The sequence below is a fragment of the Dakarella massiliensis genome (assembly GCF_001182045.1).
In the GTDB taxonomy this organism is placed as follows: Bacteria; Pseudomonadota; Gammaproteobacteria; order Burkholderiales; family Burkholderiaceae_F; genus Mesosutterella; species Mesosutterella massiliensis.
This window is the reverse complement of sequence record NZ_CVTY01000005.1, coordinates 308,517-326,550: the sequence shown is the minus strand read 5'-3', so window position 1 is coordinate 326,550 and position 18,034 is coordinate 308,517. Positions and strand designations below refer to the sequence as shown.

At 56.4% G+C, this 18,034-nt stretch carries 20 protein-coding genes and 5 tRNA genes; 12 read left to right on the top strand and 13 right to left on the bottom strand.

Annotated elements, in window-relative coordinates; translation table 11 throughout:
- Positions 1–2: 2 nt before the first annotated feature.
- Positions 3–368: a hypothetical protein gene (locus tag BN1936_RS03230; protein ID WP_022442832.1), complete on the bottom strand. Its 366-nt coding sequence runs from the start codon at positions 366–368 to the stop codon at positions 3–5.
- Between the two features lie 275 nt (positions 369–643).
- Here BN1936_RS03230 and hemG point away from each other — a divergent pair, with 275 nt between their 5' ends.
- Complete coding sequence (hemG, locus tag BN1936_RS03225) at positions 644–1,180, top strand: menaquinone-dependent protoporphyrinogen IX dehydrogenase (protein WP_022442833.1); 537 nt, start codon at positions 644–646, stop codon at positions 1,178–1,180.
- Between the two features lie 84 nt (positions 1,181–1,264).
- Positions 1,265–2,947 (top strand): AMP-binding protein, encoded by a 1,683-nt coding sequence (locus BN1936_RS03220; RefSeq protein WP_049686618.1) that lies wholly within the window; start codon positions 1,265–1,267, stop codon positions 2,945–2,947.
- Positions 2,948–2,958: 11 nt separating this feature from the next.
- Here BN1936_RS03220 and BN1936_RS03215 read toward each other — a convergent pair whose 3' ends face one another.
- A complete protein-coding gene (locus BN1936_RS03215) occupies positions 2,959–3,189 on the bottom strand; it encodes an RNA-binding S4 domain-containing protein (protein ID WP_022442835.1) in 231 nt (76 codons plus the stop codon).
- A 2-nt stretch (positions 3,190–3,191) separates the two neighbouring features.
- On the bottom strand, positions 3,192–4,286 hold the full coding sequence (locus BN1936_RS03210; protein WP_049686617.1) for an NAD(P)H-dependent flavin oxidoreductase: 1,095 nt from the start codon (positions 4,284–4,286) through the stop codon (positions 3,192–3,194).
- Between the two features lie 139 nt (positions 4,287–4,425).
- Here BN1936_RS03210 and mnmA point away from each other — a divergent pair, with 139 nt between their 5' ends.
- Complete coding sequence (mnmA, locus tag BN1936_RS03205) at positions 4,426–5,535, top strand: tRNA 2-thiouridine(34) synthase MnmA (protein WP_049686616.1); 1,110 nt, start codon at positions 4,426–4,428, stop codon at positions 5,533–5,535.
- A 62-nt stretch (positions 5,536–5,597) separates the two neighbouring features.
- On the opposite strand, the gene BN1936_RS03200 is transcribed toward mnmA, so the two are convergent.
- The 3 genes from BN1936_RS03200 to recA are packed head-to-tail and all read right to left on the bottom strand — an operon-like array spanning position 5,598 to position 8,079.
- Complete coding sequence (locus BN1936_RS03200; protein WP_049686690.1) at positions 5,598–6,311, bottom strand: TerC family protein; 714 nt, start codon at positions 6,309–6,311, stop codon at positions 5,598–5,600.
- Positions 6,312–6,361: 50 nt separating this feature from the next.
- Positions 6,362–6,862 (bottom strand): recombination regulator RecX, encoded by a 501-nt coding sequence (gene recX / locus BN1936_RS03195; protein WP_022442839.1) that lies wholly within the window; start codon positions 6,860–6,862, stop codon positions 6,362–6,364.
- 5 nt (positions 6,863–6,867) lie between these two features.
- Positions 6,868–8,079 (bottom strand): recombinase RecA, encoded by a 1,212-nt coding sequence (gene recA / locus BN1936_RS03190; protein WP_082164437.1) that lies wholly within the window; start codon positions 8,077–8,079, stop codon positions 6,868–6,870.
- Positions 8,080–8,412: 333 nt separating this feature from the next.
- Between recA and BN1936_RS03185 the strand changes: the two genes are divergently transcribed.
- The 4 genes from BN1936_RS03185 (at position 8,413) to BN1936_RS03170 (ending at position 8,809) form a co-directional block, all read left to right on the top strand.
- Positions 8,413–8,488 (top strand) — tRNA-Lys (locus BN1936_RS03185).
- 22 nt (positions 8,489–8,510) lie between these two features.
- A tRNA-Lys gene (locus tag BN1936_RS03180) sits at positions 8,511–8,586 on the top strand.
- A gap of 36 nt (positions 8,587–8,622) precedes the next feature.
- Positions 8,623–8,698, top strand: a tRNA-Lys gene (locus BN1936_RS03175).
- Between the two features lie 35 nt (positions 8,699–8,733).
- Positions 8,734–8,809 (top strand) — tRNA-Lys (locus BN1936_RS03170).
- 2 nt (positions 8,810–8,811) lie between these two features.
- Here BN1936_RS03170 and BN1936_RS11450 read toward each other — a convergent pair.
- Complete coding sequence (locus BN1936_RS11450; RefSeq protein ID WP_157274771.1) at positions 8,812–8,961, bottom strand: hypothetical protein; 150 nt, start codon at positions 8,959–8,961, stop codon at positions 8,812–8,814.
- A gap of 53 nt (positions 8,962–9,014) precedes the next feature.
- Between BN1936_RS11450 and BN1936_RS03165 the strand changes: the two genes are divergently transcribed.
- From BN1936_RS03165 to trmB, 4 genes are all read left to right on the top strand, one after another.
- Positions 9,015–10,070: a methionine ABC transporter ATP-binding protein gene (locus BN1936_RS03165; protein ID WP_022442794.1), complete on the top strand. Its 1,056-nt coding sequence runs from the start codon at positions 9,015–9,017 to the stop codon at positions 10,068–10,070.
- Positions 10,054–10,713: a methionine ABC transporter permease gene (locus tag BN1936_RS03160; RefSeq protein ID WP_022442795.1), complete on the top strand. Its 660-nt coding sequence runs from the start codon at positions 10,054–10,056 to the stop codon at positions 10,711–10,713. Before BN1936_RS03165 ends, BN1936_RS03160 begins: the two co-directional genes overlap by 17 nt.
- 60 nt (positions 10,714–10,773) lie before the next feature.
- Positions 10,774–10,847: transfer RNA gene (locus BN1936_RS03155), tRNA-Gly, on the top strand.
- Positions 10,848–10,907: 60 nt separating this feature from the next.
- Entirely contained in the window at positions 10,908–11,627 is a 720-nt protein-coding gene (gene trmB, locus BN1936_RS03150) for a tRNA (guanosine(46)-N7)-methyltransferase TrmB (RefSeq protein WP_022442796.1), read from the top strand.
- A 49-nt stretch (positions 11,628–11,676) separates the two neighbouring features.
- On the opposite strand, the gene BN1936_RS03145 is transcribed toward trmB, so the two are convergent.
- The 6 genes from BN1936_RS03145 to BN1936_RS03120 form a co-directional block, all read right to left on the bottom strand.
- Complete coding sequence (locus tag BN1936_RS03145; protein WP_049686615.1) at positions 11,677–12,501, bottom strand: undecaprenyl-diphosphate phosphatase; 825 nt, start codon at positions 12,499–12,501, stop codon at positions 11,677–11,679.
- Positions 12,502–12,617: 116 nt separating this feature from the next.
- The gene (ettA, locus tag BN1936_RS03140; RefSeq protein ID WP_049686614.1) at positions 12,618–14,282 is read right to left on the bottom strand and encodes an energy-dependent translational throttle protein EttA; all 1,665 of its coding nucleotides are present in this window, start codon (positions 14,280–14,282) and stop codon (positions 12,618–12,620) included.
- A gap of 94 nt (positions 14,283–14,376) precedes the next feature.
- On the bottom strand, positions 14,377–15,039 hold the full coding sequence (locus BN1936_RS03135) for a protein kinase family protein (protein ID WP_022442800.1): 663 nt from the start codon (positions 15,037–15,039) through the stop codon (positions 14,377–14,379).
- Positions 15,040–15,047: 8 nt separating this feature from the next.
- Entirely contained in the window at positions 15,048–15,443 is a 396-nt protein-coding gene (locus BN1936_RS03130) for a hypothetical protein (RefSeq protein ID WP_049686613.1), read from the bottom strand.
- A gap of 117 nt (positions 15,444–15,560) precedes the next feature.
- The gene (locus BN1936_RS03125) at positions 15,561–15,995 is read right to left on the bottom strand and encodes a universal stress protein (protein ID WP_022442801.1); all 435 of its coding nucleotides are present in this window, start codon (positions 15,993–15,995) and stop codon (positions 15,561–15,563) included.
- Positions 15,996–16,028: 33 nt separating this feature from the next.
- Positions 16,029–16,820: a tRNA threonylcarbamoyladenosine dehydratase gene (locus tag BN1936_RS03120; RefSeq protein WP_022442802.1), complete on the bottom strand. Its 792-nt coding sequence runs from the start codon at positions 16,818–16,820 to the stop codon at positions 16,029–16,031.
- Positions 16,821–17,017: 197 nt separating this feature from the next.
- Here BN1936_RS03120 and BN1936_RS03115 point away from each other — a divergent pair, with 197 nt between their 5' ends.
- Positions 17,018–17,941 carry a universal stress protein gene (locus BN1936_RS03115; protein ID WP_022442803.1) on the top strand — a complete coding sequence of 308 codons (924 nt, stop codon included), beginning with the start codon at positions 17,018–17,020 and terminating at the stop codon, positions 17,939–17,941.
- Positions 17,942–18,034: the final 93 nt, after the last annotated feature.

Genomic DNA, 18,034 nt, shown 5'->3' with positions numbered 1-18,034 from the left:
TCTCAGCTCCACTCCTGCTTCATATGAAGCAGCATGAGGAGGAATGAAACGATGGCTGCCGCAATATGAAGAGTCATCCAGTCGAAAGACGGCAGGACTGAAGCTCCCATAAAGTAATTGAGGAAGATCACACAGCCAGAAAGAATGAGGAGTATCACGGCGGCCGCGATCGCGAGAATCACAGCGGCATCTTTTTTCCGCTTCCCTTCCAGCTTCCCCGCGGCAAGATCACGGTAAAAACCAAGGCTTCCGGCATTATGCAGAATGACGGCCGCGAGAAAACAGAGACCAAGCACTTCGTGCGTATAGCCTGGAAGGAAAAGCCCGATCAGGGCAGCAGCAAAGAAAAGCGCGGAAATAATGGCCATGTGAGGTCGCCTGGCGGAGAAGTCCTGTATTGATGCGAATTATAAGAGAGCCTCACGGACGACCAAAAATTTGTGCGGCAGAAAAGATGAACCTTTTTTAAAATAGAGGTTTTGAGTGCCGCTTTTTCTTACTGGCCGTTCTCTGAAACCCGCGCGTAAATCCGTATTAACCACGATTTCCGGCCTCGTTTCTCCCGGCCCGGCTCTTCTACCCTTTTATATAGTTGCTGCGCTGCCGCTGTTCGTATCCCGAACCGCGGGGCCTGGAGTTACGCATGAAAAATGTGCTGATTATCTACTGGAGCCATGACGGACGCACCGCCCGCATCTCGCGCCGGATCTGCGAAGTCATTGAAGCAGAGGGGCACAAGGCGACCATGATGCACGTGATGGAGGCCGAACGCGAAGGCGTCGACCTCGATAGCTACGACATCATTCTCCTCGGCTGCGCCATCCGATACGGCGAATTCAATAAGCAGTTCGTCAACTTCGTGAACAAGAACAAGGCGAAGCTTGACGCCAAGCCAAACAGCATGTTCAACATCACGGCTATCGCCCGTAATCCGGAAAAGGCGACAGTAGCAGGCAACGTTTACGCGCGCAAATTCATGGAAAACAATCCGTGGAAGCCGCACGAGATGAAATGCTTCGCCGGCAAGGTTGACTACCCGAACTGCGGCCCCGTGGACGGATTCCTGATCCGTCTCATCATGATGATGACGAAAGGCCCGACCGATAAGCATTCCGTCAATGATTTTACGAACTGGGATGATGTTGAGGCCTATGCCCGTCACTGCCTGACACTGGCCTGAAAACAGGCCTTAGCCCGCTCCGACTCTCCTCCTCCCCGTCTCTTACGAAAGAGAGCCTCCCAGTCATAACAGAAGGACTTAAAAATGCCAGAATTTCCGTGGATTTCTCATTATGCGAAGGGTGTTCCTGCAAAGATCGATCCGGACTTCTGCCCCAGCATCCCTGGCCTTCTTGAACGGGTGGCAAAGGACTATGCCGACTACCCGGCTTTCATCAGCATGGAGCAGCCGCTCACCTATCGTCAGGTGAATGACATTTCCTCTGACCTCGCGGGCTATCTTCAGTCGCTCGGCTCATTGAAACCCGGCGACCGCGTCGCCATCATGATGCCGAATATCCTGCAGTATCCCGTTTCTCTTTTCGGCGTACTGAAGGCTGGCTGCATCGCGGTCAATGTGAATCCGCTCTACACCGCCCGCGAGCTTCATAATCAGCTTGCGGACAGCGGCGCGAAGGTGGTGATCATCGCCGAAACTTTCGGCAAAACGCTCGAAGAAGCCATTTCCGGCACCGCCGTTGAAACGGTGATTTCCACCGGTATTGCGGATCTCTTCCCGTTCTTCAAGCGGACGCTTGTGAATTTCGCGGTGAAGTACGTGAAAAAACTGATCACGCCCTTCAGTGTGCCGCATCTCGTGCGTTTCCGCGACGCACTCTCCCAGGGACACTCCTCCGGTTTCCGTCCCCTGCCGCTTAAGAACACGGATGTCGCGCTTCTTCAGTACACCGGCGGGACGACCGGCGTCGCGAAGGGCGCCATGCTGACTCACCGGAATGTGCTCGCGAACGTCGAGCAGACCGGCACGTGGATTTCCCAGACCTTCGTGGTCGGGAAGGAAACCGCGCTGACCGTGCTCCCGCTCTATCACATCTTCTCCTTCACCGCGACGCTCTGCTTCCTGAAACGTGCTGCGCGCCAGGTCCTGATTGCGGATCCCCGCGACATCAATCACGTCATTGATGAGTTTGAGAAGTGGAAGCCCTCTGCTTTCCCGGCTGTCAATTCGCTCTTCAATGCCCTTACGAACAGCGAGCGTTTCTCGAAACTCGACTTCTCAGGGCTCAAGATGACGGTCGGCGGCGGCAGCCAGGTGCAGAAGCCAGTCGCCGAGAAATGGGAAAAGATCACGGGGCACACCATTCTCGAAGCGTATGGTCTCACGGAAGCATCTCCCGGCATCTGCGGCAATCTCCCTGACACCCCCTGGGATGGCTCCGTGGGGTATCCGCTGCCGTCGACAGAGATCTCTATCCGGAGCGATGACTTTGAGGATCTCGGGCGCTGCGCTGATCCTTCCCAGATTGAAGCCCACACAGGAGAAATCTGTGTGAGAGGTCCTCAGGTGATGGCCGGTTACTGGAACCGTCCGGATGAAACCGCCAAAGTCATGAACGGCGACTGGCTTCGCACGGGCGATATTGGCTGGATGGACGCGGAAGGCAAGGTCACGATCACAGACCGCAAAAAGGATCTGATCATTGTCTCGGGCTACAACGTCTACCCAAATGAGGTGGAAAGCGTGATTGCGTCGAACCCGAAGGTGCTCGAGGTCGGCGTGATCGGTGAAAGGTCCAAGTCGTCAGATGAAACGATCAAGGCCGTGATCGTAAAGAAGGATCCTTCTCTCACGGTGCAGGAAGTCCGCGACTGGTGCCGCGAACGGCTGACAGGCTATAAGCGTCCGAGAAAGATTGTCTTCACGGACGCGCTTCCCAAATCCCCGGTCGGAAAGATCCTCCGCCGGGAACTGCGGAATATCCGCTGAACGCCTGTGAATCAGGACGCCGCGGCTTCGACGAGAATCTCGCGGCCGCTTCCCTGAACAGATACCACCTCCCCGCCCCGGAGCTTTGCTCCCCGGCGGGTTTCTTTTTCTCCGTTCACGGTCACGTCACCCGCCTGAATCATCTCCTTCGCGATGCCGCCGCTCGGCGCGAGTCCCGTCGCCTTAAGGAGCGCGTCAAGCTTGATGAATTCGCCATTCAGCAGAAACTTTTCCTGAGCCATTCTTACTTTCCTTCTTTATCCATGAGTTCGATCACTTCGAGAAGCGCAGTCCGGATCTCGGAGAGGGTTTCTGCCGCGCTGCGGCAGGAGAATGCGTTGGCCGCCTGTCCGAGCGGCATACGGAGCAGATCCTGACGTCCGGCCCTGACGGCTGCTTCCATCATATCCTGCATGATGTAACGCTGGTACGGATAACCGGCAGAACGGACTCCTGCCCGGCTGAGAGCCTCGATAAGACCGTTCTTCATCACGCGTTCGAGACGGCCGGAGAAGAGGTCCGTGAGACAGGTGGCCGTGTCGCTCGCCGCGATCATCGCGTCGCGCATCAGTTTCGGAGCCCCGGCTTCGGGCGAGCAGGCCAGCGCGGAGCCCACCATCACGGCGGATGCTCCGGCCATCATGGCACCTTTGACAGAGAACGCGGAACCGATACCGCCTGAGGCAATAAGCGGCAGCTTCAGAGCCCGGGCTGCCTCAGAAAGCAGGACGGAAAGCCCCACGGAGGCCTCCTCGGGATCACTCTCAAAGTAGAGCCTCGGTCCACCCGCCTCAACACCCTGCAGAATCACTGCGTCGCTGTCTGCCGCGCGCTGCACCTTGGCTTCGCGAAGCGTCGTGGCGGCTCCCAGGATATAGACCCCGGCCTGATGAAGTTTTTCTCCGTAAACCTCGCGGAAACCACCGAAAGTACAGCTGACGACTGGCACTCCGGTTTCGAGAACCGCATCCAGCTGAGACTCAAACTCAGGTTCGCTGAAACGGCTGAAATCAACTTTTTCCTCGAGACCCAGTTCTTTTCTCAGATCAGAAAGGGCGTACGCCACCTTCTCCGCCTGTTCCAGCGAACCGCGGTCACGGGGAGGAATACGAAGGTTGATGCCAAATGGGCGGTCCGTGAGACGCTTCGTCTGCTCGGCAGCCGCAGCAATTTCCTCCGGGCTCATCAGATCCGCCGCCAGAATTCCAAGACCTCCGGCGTTACTCACGGCGGCCACCAGTTCCGGCGTCGTAACGCCAGTCATCGGCGCTGAAAGCAGCGGCACTTCAATTCCCAGCCGCCCGCAGAAATCACGGATTCTCTTTACTCTCAGCGTCATGGCCAAACCTCCCCTTTGTCACTCTGTCCGCATGATGCGCGGGCCTCTGCGGGCCGCAACCGTCATGCGGGAATTGAAAAAACTTTATTATGAGCTCTAATTGAAAATCACTGGATGCATGCATCCGTCAGATCGGGTTATGGAAAAAGTCGTTGTAGGAATGTCGGGCGGCGTGGACTCCGCGGTCAGCGCCTGGCTGCTGAAAGAGCAGGGGTACGACGTGGTCGGCCTCTTTATGAAGAACTGGGAGGATGACGATAACGGCGAGTACTGCACGAGCCGCCAGGATCTCATCGATGCCTCAAGCGTCGCCGATCTGATCGGAATCGATCTCCAGGCCGTGAATTTCGCGAAGGAATATAAGGAACGGGTTTTCTCCATTTTCCTTCGCGAATACGAAGCTGGCCGTACACCGAACCCGGATGTGCTCTGTAATTCGGAAATCAAATTCCGGGCGTTCCTTGATCACGCGGTCAATATGGGCGCGGACTGGATTGCGACCGGTCACTATGCGAGAACCCGCCGCCTTGATGACGGTACGGTGCAGCTGCTGAAGGGATCAGATCCCGGGAAGGATCAGAGTTACTTCCTGCACCGCCTCTCTCAGGAGCAGGTAAGCCGCGCGATTTTCCCGGTCGGCGGCATGATGAAGACTGAAGTCCGCGCCATCGCAAAAAAGATCGGGCTTCCGGTCGCCGAGAAGAAAGACTCTACTGGCATCTGCTTTATTGGTGAACGTCCCTTCCGGGAGTTTCTTGAACGCTATCTGCCGACGAAAGAAGGTGAAATCCGCACGCCTGACGGCACGCCAGAAGGCCGTGTGATCGGAAAGCACATCGGTCTCGCGTTCTATACGATCGGCCAGAGAAAGGGGATCGGTATCGGCGGATGCCGCAATTCCGAAGAAAAGCCCTGGTTTGTTGCCAAAAAGGACATCCGCACAAATACGCTCTGGGTCGTGCAGGGGCACGACCACCCGTGGCTCCTCGGAGACCATCTGTTCGCGGATTCCCCTTCCTGGATTTCCGGTCACGCACCTGAAGCAGGCTCAAAGCTCGGGGTCAAAACCCGTTACCGCCAGGCGGACTGCCCGGCCACACTGGCCTCGGTTGACGGGAAACAGTTCGCTGTGAAGTTTGATGATCCGCAGTGGGCCGTTACCCCCGGTCAGAGCGCTGTGCTCTATGACGGAGAAGTCTGCCTCGGAGGCGGGTTTATTGAAGGCCTCAGCAACGGTCAGGCCCGGTAACCTCCTCCTGTCAGTCACAAAAAAAGAGCCCCGAGGGGCTCTTTTGACGTCTTCAGTCTGTATCAGGAATCGGATGCGGCTTTTTTGGCCGCGATCTTCTTCCGGGTATAGAGACCGGCAAGAAGCACGATCAGGGCGCAGATTACCTCAGCGACCAGCTTCCAGCTTTCCACGCTGGGAACATGGTTCACCACGAACGAGTCAGACGTAAAGAGACCGCCCGCGATCCATCCGAGCATCGCGCCGCCGAACAGCACAATCACCGGGAACTTATCGAGGATCTTCATGATGATCTGGCTGCCGCCGACAATGAACGGAACTGAGACGAGCAGACCGAAGATCACGAGCATTGTCTGATGCGCTTCGTGTGCCTGCTGGGCCGCGCCGGCAATGGCGATCACGTTATCAATCGACATCACCATGTCAGCAACAATAATCGTCTTGATCGCGCTGAAGAGCTTCGTATTCCCCTTGATATGCTCTTCCTCGTTATCGTCATCCGGGAGAATCAGCTTGTAGCCGATCCAGAGCAGGAGGCAGCCGCCCACCACCTTAAGGAAGGGGAGATTCAGCAGAAGCACAGCGAAGGTGATCAGGATCACGCGCAGAATGATGGCGCCAGCCGTACCCCAGAAAACACCCTTGGATCGCTGATCCTTCGGCAGATTGCGGCACGCAAGAGCGATCACCACCGCGTTGTCGCCGCCGAGCAGGATGTCGATCATGATGATCTGACCGACCGCTCCCCAATGCATGTTTGTAAATACGTCAATTATCCAAGCTAGCACTTCATCCTCTTAAAGTTGATTTCTACCAATCAGTTATCTTATATGTTCTGACGGGCTCTTTGCAGTACCCGTGATACAACTGCATACGAAAAACCCCGGGACATCAGAAAACGAATCTGTTTCGCTTTTTCCTTCTGATCCTCCGGATACGAAGAAAACCGCTTCTCCCAGACACTCCAGGCGCGGTCTTCCTCACTGCCGCCGAGTCCCTCGATCGCCCGATCGATTTCCTCCCCGCTCAGCCCCCTCTGTCTGAGCTCCATGCGGAGCCGCGACTGACCGTAGCGGGAGGCTTTGGCGCGCAGGAACTGCTCAGCGAAACGTTCGTTTGAGAGATATCCCTTCTCTTCAAGGTAGTCGAGCACCTCGTCCACCTTGGATTCATCCTCAGAGCCCAGACGACGAAGCTTTTCCCCAAGCTCCCGTCTTGAATACTCACGGCGGGAGAGATAGGAAACCGCTCTTGCGAGAAGGGACGGCTTTTCTTTGCAGGAACCGGCCCGGCGGCCGGCTCCCATCTCTTCAGGATTCTGCTCCATCACTTTCAGAGCAGCTCATCCGGAGAGAAATCTTCTTCCTCATCCAGATCATCCACACGGGTCTCTTCCTCCGGCACTTCATCGGAAGAAGCTTTCGCCGCGGGCTTATCCGCAGCCGCCGCAGGAGCCTTGGCAGGGGACGCGGGTTTCACCGTGCCTTCCCCAACACGGTTCACCCCCTTGATCGCCCGGATCTTGTTTTCAATCTCGAGCGCCACTTCCGGATGTTCCTTCAGGTATTCACTCGCCTTATCCTTGCCCTGTCCGATCTTCTCGCCGTTGTAGCTGTACCAGGCACCGGCCTTATCAACGATATCAAGGTCAGAACCCAGCGTCAGAATCTCGCTCTCGCGGGAAATGCCTTCGCCGTAGTAAATATCGAAGATGGCCTGACGGAACGGAGGCGCGACCTTGTTCTTCACAACCTTCACGCGGGTTTCGGCACCGATGATGTCGTCCCCCTTCTTGATGGAGCCGGCACGGCGGATATCGAGACGCACTGAGCTGTAGAACTTCAGCGCGTTGCCGCCCGTCGTCACTTCCGGGTTGCCGTAGGAAACACCGATCTTCATACGGATCTGGTTAATGAAGATCACCATGCACTGCGTACGGTTGATTGAGGCCGTAAGCTTGCGGAGCGCCTGGCTCATCAGACGGGCCTGGAGACCGGGAAGCGCATCGCCCATTTCGCCTTCGATTTCAGCCTTAGGCGTCAGGGCAGCAACCGAGTCAACCACAATCAGGTCAACCGCTCCGGATCGGACCAGCGCATCGCAGATATCGAGTGCCTGCTCACCGTTATCCGGCTGGGAAATCAGAAGCTTCTTCAGATCAACGCCGATCTTTTCGGCGTACTGCGGATCAAGCGCGTGTTCCGCATCAATAAACGCGCAGGTTCCGCCGATCTTCTGCATCTCAGCCACAACCTGCAGCGTAAGGGTCGTCTTGCCGGATGATTCAGGGCCGTAGACTTCGATCACACGGCCACGCGGCAGACCGCCGACGCCCAGCGCGATATCCAGGCCAAGAGAGCCGGTCGACACGACGCTGATATCCTGCGCGACGCTCGTGTCGTCCATCTTCATGATGGAACCCTTGCCGAACTGCTTTTCAATCTGAGCAAGGGCTGCGTTCAAAGCCTTCTGACGCTCCTGTTCCTCTTCGATGCGAACCGCGCGGACAGGTGCCTTATCCTTTGACTTCTTATCTGCTGCCATAACTTGTTCCCTTTCCCTCTTTCCGGTGACGCCCTTAGGTAAGGCCGGGACACGGGGGAAGATTGATCCTATTATTGAAATTCAGACACCCGGTGCGCGTCAGGCAGGGGTACCAACTCATTTTTTTTCACACATCATCTTGACTGCTGTCGTAAATACTGTAGAGGCTTATTGATGTCAGATGTTTTAGTGTTTACCCTAAAATTTGAGACCAAATTGTAAGCTCAAATTTTTTTATTTTCCGATTCCCTTGACATCTATAGGAATCCGTAACATAATTCGTGGTCTGATTAGCTGTATCCCTGTCTTTCACAAGAGAGGCCTGGGTTGCGAGGGTCGTTAGCTCAGCCGGTAGAGCAGCGGACTTTTAATCCGTTGGTCGCGAGTTCGAATCTCACACGACCCACCATTACAGTTAACTAAAGAATTTCGGGCGCGTAGCTCAGTTGGTAGAGCAGCGGACTCTTAATCCGTCGGTCCAGGGTTCGACCCCCTGCGCACCCACCAAAATTCGTTTTACCAAAGCGAAAGCTTTGCAAGTATGGGCGCGTAGCTCAGTTGGTAGAGCAGCGGACTCTTAATCCGTCGGTCCAGGGTTCGACCCCCTGCGCACCCACCATACAATTAGTTCGACAGAGCCTTCGGGCTTTGCTTGGGCGCGTAGCTCAGTTGGTAGAGCAGCGGACTCTTAATCCGTCGGTCCAGGGTTCGACCCCCTGCGCACCCACCAATTCAGAAGGGCAGAACATAACAGTTCTGCCCTTTTTTCTTAGCCGCCGGACCCTGTTCCGCTTCTTCGGCCCGGCCTTGGTAATACGGCATAAGATCACGCATTAAATCCGAACTTTCCGCAATTTTCGGCGTTTCACCGATACACTGCATGAAAGTCAACTTCTTTGGCAGGCTTTCGAACTGTCAATGCTGAGATTTGGGAAATGATTGAACTTAAACATATCTGGCAGACCTATAAGTCCCCGGACGGAAAGACGACACTCGATGCCGTCAAAGATGTCTCCATCACGATCAATGACGGAGAAATTTTCGGCGTCCTCGGACGAAGCGGCGCGGGCAAATCCACGCTAGTTCGCTGTATCAACCTCCTCAACCGGCCCACCAAGGGAAATGTCATTGTGGATGGTCAGGATCTCACGAAGCTGAGCGCTTCTGAGCTTCGCCGCGTCCGTCACAAGATCGGCATGATCTTCCAGCACTTTAACCTGCTCTCCTCCCGCACGGTCTACGACAACGTGGCCCTGCCGCTCGAGCTTGCCGGTGTCAGCCGCGACAAGATCAAGGAAAAGGTCACACCGCTGCTTGAGCTCGTCGGCCTTACGGAACACGCGAAGAAGTACCCTTCGCAGCTTTCCGGCGGTCAGAAGCAGCGTGTCGGTATTGCCCGCGCTCTTGCCAACGACCCGACCGTCCTGCTCTCTGACGAAGCCACCTCAGCTCTCGACCCGGAGACCACGACGTCCACCCTCGCCCTGCTGCGCAAGATCAATAAGGAACTTGGCGTCACGATCGTGATGATCACCCACCAGATGGAAGTGGTGAAGCAGATCTGCGAGCGCATCGTTGTTATGGATCACGGCGAAGTAATTGAAGAAGGCAGCGTGCTCGATGTCTTCCGCAATCCCCGTCACCCGACAACTCGCAGCATGCTGAGCGGCATCCTGTGCACCGAGCTTCCGGCTCAGGTCGTGCAGCATATCCGCGACATTTTCAAAGCCCACCCGAATGACTGCAATAAGGCGCTGCGCATCACCTTCGTCGGCGAAGAGGCGACTGAACCTGTGATCGCCACCTGCGCGACCCGCTACGGTGTGAACTTCAACATTCTGGCCGGCCAGATTTCCGAAATCCAGGAAAGCACTTTCAGCAGCCTCACCGTCGTGTGTTCCTGCTCTCAGGAAGCTTACAACCGGGTCCGCGAATATCTGATTTCCAACAACATTCAGATTGAGGAGCTTAACGATGCTGTTAACGCCTGAAATGATTGATATGATGCTGGACTCCTTCATCGAGACCCTCATCATGGTGGGTATCGCTGGAGTCATCGGCGGGGCGATCGGCATTCCGCTTGGCATCCTTCTGCATGTCACTTCCCCGCAGGGCATTCTGCCGACGAAGGTCTTTAACCGCACGATCGGCGTGCTGGTCAACGCGGTCCGTTCGACCCCGTTCATCATCCTGCTTGTCGCCATTCAGCCGCTCACGCGGCTGATCGTCGGCACATCGATCGGCACCTCCGCCGCTCTCGTGCCGCTTACGATCGCAGCCGCACCGATGATCTCTCGTCTTGTGGAATCGAGCCTGCGTGAAGTGGACAAGGGACTGATTGAAGCCGCCCTCTCGATGGGTGCCACCAGCATGCAGATCATCCGTAAGGTCCTGCTCCCTGAAGCTCTGCCTGGCATTATTGCCGGTATCACGATTGCCCTTGTGTCCCTCGTCGGTGCCTCGGCCATGGCCGGCGCGATCGGCGGCGGCGGTCTCGGCGACCTTGCCATCCGCTATGGCTACCAGCGCTTCATGCCTGAAATCATGTACTCGGTCGTGGTGATTCTGATCGTGTTCGTCCAGGCCATGCAGTCTCTCGGTGACTGGACTGTCCGCAAGGTCTCTCACCGCTGATAACAACGGAGATCGGAGATTGGCAATTTTCTCCGATCCCTGTTATTATTCAATGCCTATGCGGGCGTAGCTCAATGGCAGAGCTGTAGCTTCCCAAGCTACTGACGAGGGTTCGATTCCCTTCGCCCGCTCCAGATTAGAAACCGACATACCTTAGAGTGTGTCGGTTTTTTCATAGGAATTTTCCGTTTCAAATGCCGAATGAACTTTCCCCCGAACAGCTCGAAGAACTGAAGTCGAGGCATATCCGGAGCTTCTCCATGCGCCGCGGCCATATCAGTCACGCCCAGGAGAAGGCTTTTGAAGAAGTCTTCCCGCTTTACGAAGTGCCTTACGCTGAAGCCCCGCTCAATTTTGAAGAGGTTTTCGGGCGCAAAGCCCCTGTTGTTTTCGAGATTGGCTGCGGCATGGGAGAAACCACGGCGGCTATCGCGCAGGCACACCCTGAGGTTGATTTTCTCGGCTGTGAAGTCTTCGTCGCCGGCGTCGGCGCACTGTCAAAGCGCATCAAGGAAATGGAGCTGAAGAATGTCCGCATCATCCGTCATGACGCGGTCGATGTGATTGAACACATGATTCCTCCTGAATCTCTTGACGGCGTCCATATCTACTTCCCGGATCCCTGGCGCAAGGCCCGCCATCATAAGCGCCGCCTCGTCGCCCAGCCTTTCATCGGAAAGCTCTGCACGAGAATCCGCCAGGGCGGCTACATTCACTGTGCCACTGACTGGCAGAACTATGCTGAGCAGATGCTGGACGTGCTGTCCCACGAGCCCGCGCTTCAGGACTGGAAGGGTGAGGGCTACTGTCCGATCCAGGGGAATCCGCTCTGTGAGCGTCCCCGCACCAAGTTCCAGGCCCGGGGCGAAAACCTCGGCCACGGAATCTGGGATCTCGTTTATATCAAGCGATAAAGCGACTGCCCACGAAAAAGCCGGCTTTTCAGCCGGCTTTTTTTATGTCTTACAGAATCACTCCTGTATACCAGAGCCCCATCACCAGAGCTCCGAAAAGGATCCGATACCAGCCGAATCCCCGGAAATTGTTGTGAGCCACAAACCGCAGGAGCCAGTTCACGACGATCAGCGCGGAGAAGAAGGACACAGCGCCGCCAAGCAGCAGTCCCCCGACATTAAGATCCCCAACGCTGTCGCGCATCTTCCAGAGGTCATAGACCGTCGCGCCGAAAATGGTCGGAATCGCGAGGAAGAAAGAGAATTCCGTCGCCGCCTTACGGGACAGGCCGCAGATCATGCCGCCGATAATAGTGGCACCGGAGCGGCTGACCCCCGGAATCATCGCGAAGCACTGCATGACACCGACCTTCAGCGCGTCGCGCCAGTTCATGTCATCCATCTCATGCACCCGGGGAGCAATCTTCCCTGACGCGATCATCCGCTCGACAGCAAGAATAATGAGACCGCCGATCACGAGCGTGGTCGACACCGTGACGACATTGAAGAGCCGGCTCTGGATGAAGTGCGCGAAAAGCACCCCGGCTACCGCGGCTGGCAGGAAGGCAACCACCGTATTCACAGCCAGATTCTGCTCACGGCCCGGACGGAGGAAGTTCATGACAACCTTCCAGATCCGGTCGCGGTAGAACCAGCAGACGGCAAAAATCGCGCCCGCCTGAATGCCGACAATAAACGTTTCTCGGTCCGGAGGGCTGAACCGCATGACATCGGCCGCCACAATCAGGTGGCCAGTGGAAGAGATAGGCAGAAATTCCGTCAGGCCTTCCACGATGCCCATCAGCATGACCTGTATGTAGTAAATCAAATCCATGTTGTTCCCGAAGAAGCCGGAGGAGGCAGAGCCGTCCTTTCAATCGGATACTGCCTCGCATAAGGAAAAAAGGGCTTAAAAAATAAGCCCTTTTGTTTTTTTGCCGAATGCCTCTCTTAGTGCTTCAGCGGCTTGAAACGCAGGCGGTGCGGAGCTGCGGCAGCTTCACCGAGACGCTTCTTCTTATCGGCTTCGTACTCCTGGTAGTTGCCGGGGAAGAACACCACCTTGGAGTCACCTTCAAAGGCGAGGATATGAGTAGCAATACGGTCAAGGAACCAACGGTCGTGAGACGTCACCATCGCGCACCCCGGGAACTCAAGGAGCGCATCTTCAAGCGCGCGGAGCGTTTCAACGTCGAGGTCATTCGACGGCTCGTCAAGGAGCAGTACATTGCCGCCCGCGAGCAGCGTCTTCGCAAGATGAAGGCGACCGCGCTCGCCGCCGGACAGATCACCGACTCGCTTCTGCTGATCCTGACCCTTGAAGTTGAAGCGGCCGATGTACGAGCGGGCCGGCATCTCAAACTTGCCCACCTGAATGATGTCGAGACCATCGCTGATCGCTTCAAACACCGTCTTGTCATTCGGAAGCGAGCTGCGCATCTGATCAACAGCCGCGAGCTTCACGGTCGAACCGATCGTGATCTTGCCGGAATCCGGCTGCTGCTTGCCGGTAATCATGCGGAAGAGCGTCGACTTACCGGCGCCGTTCGGACCGATCACGCCGACGATCGCGCCCTGAGGCACAACAAACGACAGATCATCGATCAGAAGCTTGTCGCCGAAGCCCTTGCTCACATGCTCAAACTCAATCACCGACTTGCCCAGGCGATCAGCGACCGGAATGAAGATTTCATTCGTTTCATTCCGTTCCTGATACTCGTAGGAGGAGAGTTCCTCGAAGTGAGCCAGACGGGCCTTGCTCTTCGCCTGACGGCCCTTCGGATTCTGTCTCACCCACTCCAGTTCGTGAGCGATTGCCTTGCTGCGGACCTCGTTCTGGCGCTTTTCCATTTCAAGGCGCTTTTCCTTCTGATCGAGCCAGGAGGAATAGTTACCCTTCCACGGAATGCCTTCGCCGCGGTCAAGCTCCAGAATCCATTCTGCCGCGTTGTCGAGGAAGTAACGATCATGCGTCACAGCCACAACAGTGCCCGGGAAGCGGTGCAGATACTGCTCAAGCCACTCCACGCTTTCCGCGTCCAGATGGTTCGTCGGTTCGTCGAGAAGCAGCATCTCGGGCTGCGACAGCAGCAGGCGGCAGAGTGCCACACGGCGCTTCTCACCGCCGGACAGGTTTTCAATCTTGGCGTCCCAGGGCGGAAGACGCAGGGCGTCAGCGGCGATTTCCATCTGCGTCTCGGCATTCGTGCCGGCAGCGGAAATGATGGCCTCAAGTTCAGCCTGTTCGGCAGCGAGCTTATCAAAGTCCGCATCCGGTTCAGCGTACTCGGCGTACACCTCTTCAAGGCGCTTCTGGGCATTGATCACATCACCCATGCCTTCTTCCACAGCCTGACGGACCGTGAATTCAGGATTGATCTGAGGTTCCTGGGGAAGGTAGCCGATCTTCAGCCCCTTCATCGGGACGGCTTCGCCCTCAATATCCTTATCGACGCCTGCCATGATCTTCAGCAGCGTCGACTTGCCGGCACCGTTCAGACCAAGAACACCGATCTTCGCACCCGGGAAGAATGAGAGGGAAATATCCTTAAGAATCTGCTTCTTAGGGGGAACGATCTTACCAACCCTGTTCAGGGAAAAGACATACTGAGGCATGTGTGGTGGCTGTGGATAAATCTAATAAAAACAATATTGTAACCGTAAACCCGGCAGAATCGCCGGGAACGGGCGCTTTTTTGAAGCGGAACTGTTACTTCTTTTTTCCAAAGTAACCGCGGATCCGCCAGAGCTTACGGAGCCTGGTGCCGCGCTCAAAACGGGCAATACGCTCCGGCCCCATGGCTTCGGGGTGAAACTCATTCCATTTTTTAAGGACACCGCTCATGTCGATATCCTCAAGGATCTTCCGCAGTCCGCTCGGAAGTCCTGCCGTGCAGACGCCTGCCTGAAAGTCGATGAGCCCGGGCTTCCCGTTTGTGAGAACAACCCAGTTGCCGGTTCCCCGTGCGTCGAGGTGCACAATTCCGGCCTGATGGATGCGGGTCATCAGCGCTTCCATTTCTTTCAGAAACTCAACCGTCATCGTCGACTTGGGGGACTTCGAAAGCGAAGTCCCCGGCAGAAACTGAATCGCGATCGCGGAATCATCCAGCCGGAACCCGCGGCTCGGCACGCCTTCAATACCTGCAAGCCGGTGCACGGCCCGCAGTTCGCGCCAGAAGAGTATGGGGGCAAGGATCTTCCTTACCCACCACGGACGGGAGGAAAAATCCTTCACCGTCCACTCTTCACCGCGGTAGCGGAACCGATAGACGCGCGCATTGGCGAGGCGGCCTTCGCGCAGCAGGGTTCGGCTTCCCGACTCAAAATCCTCGCGGGTAAAAACCCGTCCGGATGTAGCCAATCCTGGCATCAGACCGATCAGAGACCGACCAGTCCGCTGCCGTTGCCACCCTGCGCGGGCGGCACCTGGAAGCCTTCCGAACCCGGCGTGACAATGCGGTGAGCCGCCTGCTCGCGGAGGTCTTCGAGCTTCTTCAGAGTGTCTTCGACCCCCTTCTTCGCGGCGGCACCGTAGCCCTTGACAGCCTCGGCGAGCGTCTCAGCGGGGATCTCGAAGTTGATCGGAAGAGCACCCATATGGGTCATGATCTGGGCTTCACCGACAAAAATCATTTTGCGGGATTCGTCGCGGGTGCCGTCATCCTTCACCGGGGTCATCACGCGGATCGTGCCGATCTTTCTATCCGAGACAATCTTTTCCTCAAACAGATTGCCGGCATCCATTTCCGTATTGAGACCATTCAGATCTGCCATCTTTGCTTCCTTATCGAATTCGAATAAATTGCATAAAACATACGCCCCGGCTGACCGGGGCTGCAGCGGGCTTTATTATCCCACATACAGGGGCGGTTTCCGCCCCCTTTTGCTGTCTCACCGATAGACGAGAACAGGGACAGAGGCTTCCGTGAGAACCTTCCGGGCCACACTGCCGAGGAGCACCGCCGAGAGACCGCTTCTGCCGTGACTCGCGATCACAATAAGATCGCATTTCCGATCATTGCAGAACTGCACGATGCCGTCAGCGGGATTCGAGCCATTGACAGAAACCGCCTCTGCGCTGCCCCCCTCTTCGGCCACTGCCTTTCGGGCACTTTCCAGGCGTTCCTCGGTTTCCGCTTTGACCCGATCCTTGTACTGCTCAAAACTTTCAGGACGATAGGCCGTCACGTTGGAGTAGGAATAGGGTTCCTCTACTGTCACGATGATCAATTCAGCTTTCAGCTGTCCGGCAAGCTGAGCCGCACCCCGAACACCTTTCAGCGCGAGTTCCGAACCGTCCGTCGTCACCAGAATCTTATTGAACATAACCTTCCGTCCTTTTCTGCCACAGTCAGGCAGTTACTCTTCCGAAGTCTCTGCAGACGCATGGTTCGCGCGGGCCGCAAACTCATTCAGTACCAGAGAGGCAAGTCTCAGACCAAACGACGCCGTTACGGTCATCACGGTTCCCATGCCGGAGCCCGGCGGGAGACGGGCGATATCCTCCGCGGACAGCCGACGGACAGGTTCCGTCGAATACACGGCCGGAATATTGAACCGCTGCGACTTGCCCTTGGGGCTGCCCTGCGGGAAGCCGTACTTCGCACGAAGTTCCCGGCGCAGTGCCCCGATCAGCGGGTCCGCCTTGACAGCCGCTATGTCCGCCACATGAATTTTCCCCGGATCACAGCGCCCAGCGCCGCCGCCGCTTGTCAGAGTGAAAATTCCGTTCTTGTGCCCCCAGGCGATCAGAGCCGCCTTGGCCTTCAGCGTATCGATGGCATCAATCAGAGCGTCTGTGGTTCCAAGCTGCGCATCCATGGTTTCAGGCTCAAGCACCTCGGTGATGACCTTCACCTCACAGTCTGGGTTGATCAGCTTGACGCGCTCCCCCATCAGCTCAGCTTTCCAGCGGCCGTAGTTCCCCTGAATGGCGTGACACTGGCGGTTCGTATTGCTCTCTTCACTCACGTCTCCGTCCACAAGCGTGAGTTTCCCGACGCCGGCACGGGCAAGCGATTCCACAGCCCATGAGCCGACACCGCCCATGCCAACAATCGTCACATGGAGACGCGTGAAAGCCTGGGCGGCCGTAGGCCCATAAACGCGCTCGATCCCGCCGAAGCGGCGTTTATCTGTAGTTGTTCCCATAATTACCCTTTTCTTTGATGCGGATTCTATTTTTGTGTGATGGAAGTATGACTTTAGCGCAAATCGTGTTTTTTGCGCTAAAGTGATACTAAAGCTTGAGCCTATGGTTTCTCGGGTCTCAAGCGGTTTCGTCCTATTTGATGCCGAGATTCGATCAATCAGCTCATCTATGACAGTAATTTTAAGGGGGTTTCGCTATGAAGATCCTGCTACCTATCGACGGCAGTGAATACAGCAAAAATGCCATTGATTTTGTCGCATCCCGGACTACGGTTTTGGGCAATAATCCGACGATTGAGCTGCTGAACATTCAGGTTCCGCTGCCCGCCCGCGCCAGCCGCCTCGTAGGACGCGAAGCGCTTGACCGCTACTACGAAGAAGAGGCCGACAAGGTTTTCACTTCTGCCCGCAAGGTTCTGAAGCGCGACAACATTACGGTAACCGAGGCTTATCGGATCGGTGCCCCGGATGAAATGATCGCCCAGGAAGCCGATAAGCTCCCTGCCGATCTGATCGTCATGGGTTCCCGCGGTCTTACCGCGCTGAAGGGGCTCATCATGGGTTCCGTCACGACCGGTGTGCTCGCCCGCACGAAGTGCCCGGTGCTCCTGCTCCGCGGCAAGGAAGCTCCGCTCACGGACGCTCTCCGCGTCGGTATCGCTGTTGACGGATCCAAGTACGGTATGGCTGCCGTCAATCACGTGCTGAAGGGAATCGACTTCTTCGGCAAAGGCGCTCAGTTCTATCTGATCAACGTTGTGAATGACTACGCCGGTGCCGTGATGCCTGATATGGCTGGCATGGCGCTCCCCGCCCTCTCTGAGAGCGAAGTGCTTGAGCTGCAGAAGAAGGAATTCGCTGAAACGGTCGATCCGCTTCGTCCGCTTTTCGAGAAGGCCGGCCTTAAGCCGACTGAAGTCTGCCTCGTCGGCAATCCGAGCGATGAAATCGCCGCCTTCGCGAAGAAGAACAAGCTTGACCTGATCGTGATGGGCTCTCACGGCTACACCCGCTTCAAGTCGGCCGTTATGGGGTCCACCGCGACTCATATCGCAGCCGAAGGCAATGTGCCGCTTCTCATCATCCGCGCTGCGGATGACGAAGCCGCTCCGAAAGCCTGATTCAGACTGTGCGGATCCGCTTTTCTGCGGATCTGACCTCTGAGCAAAATGGCCGCCCATAATCGGGCGGTCATTTTTGTTATCTGGAACGCG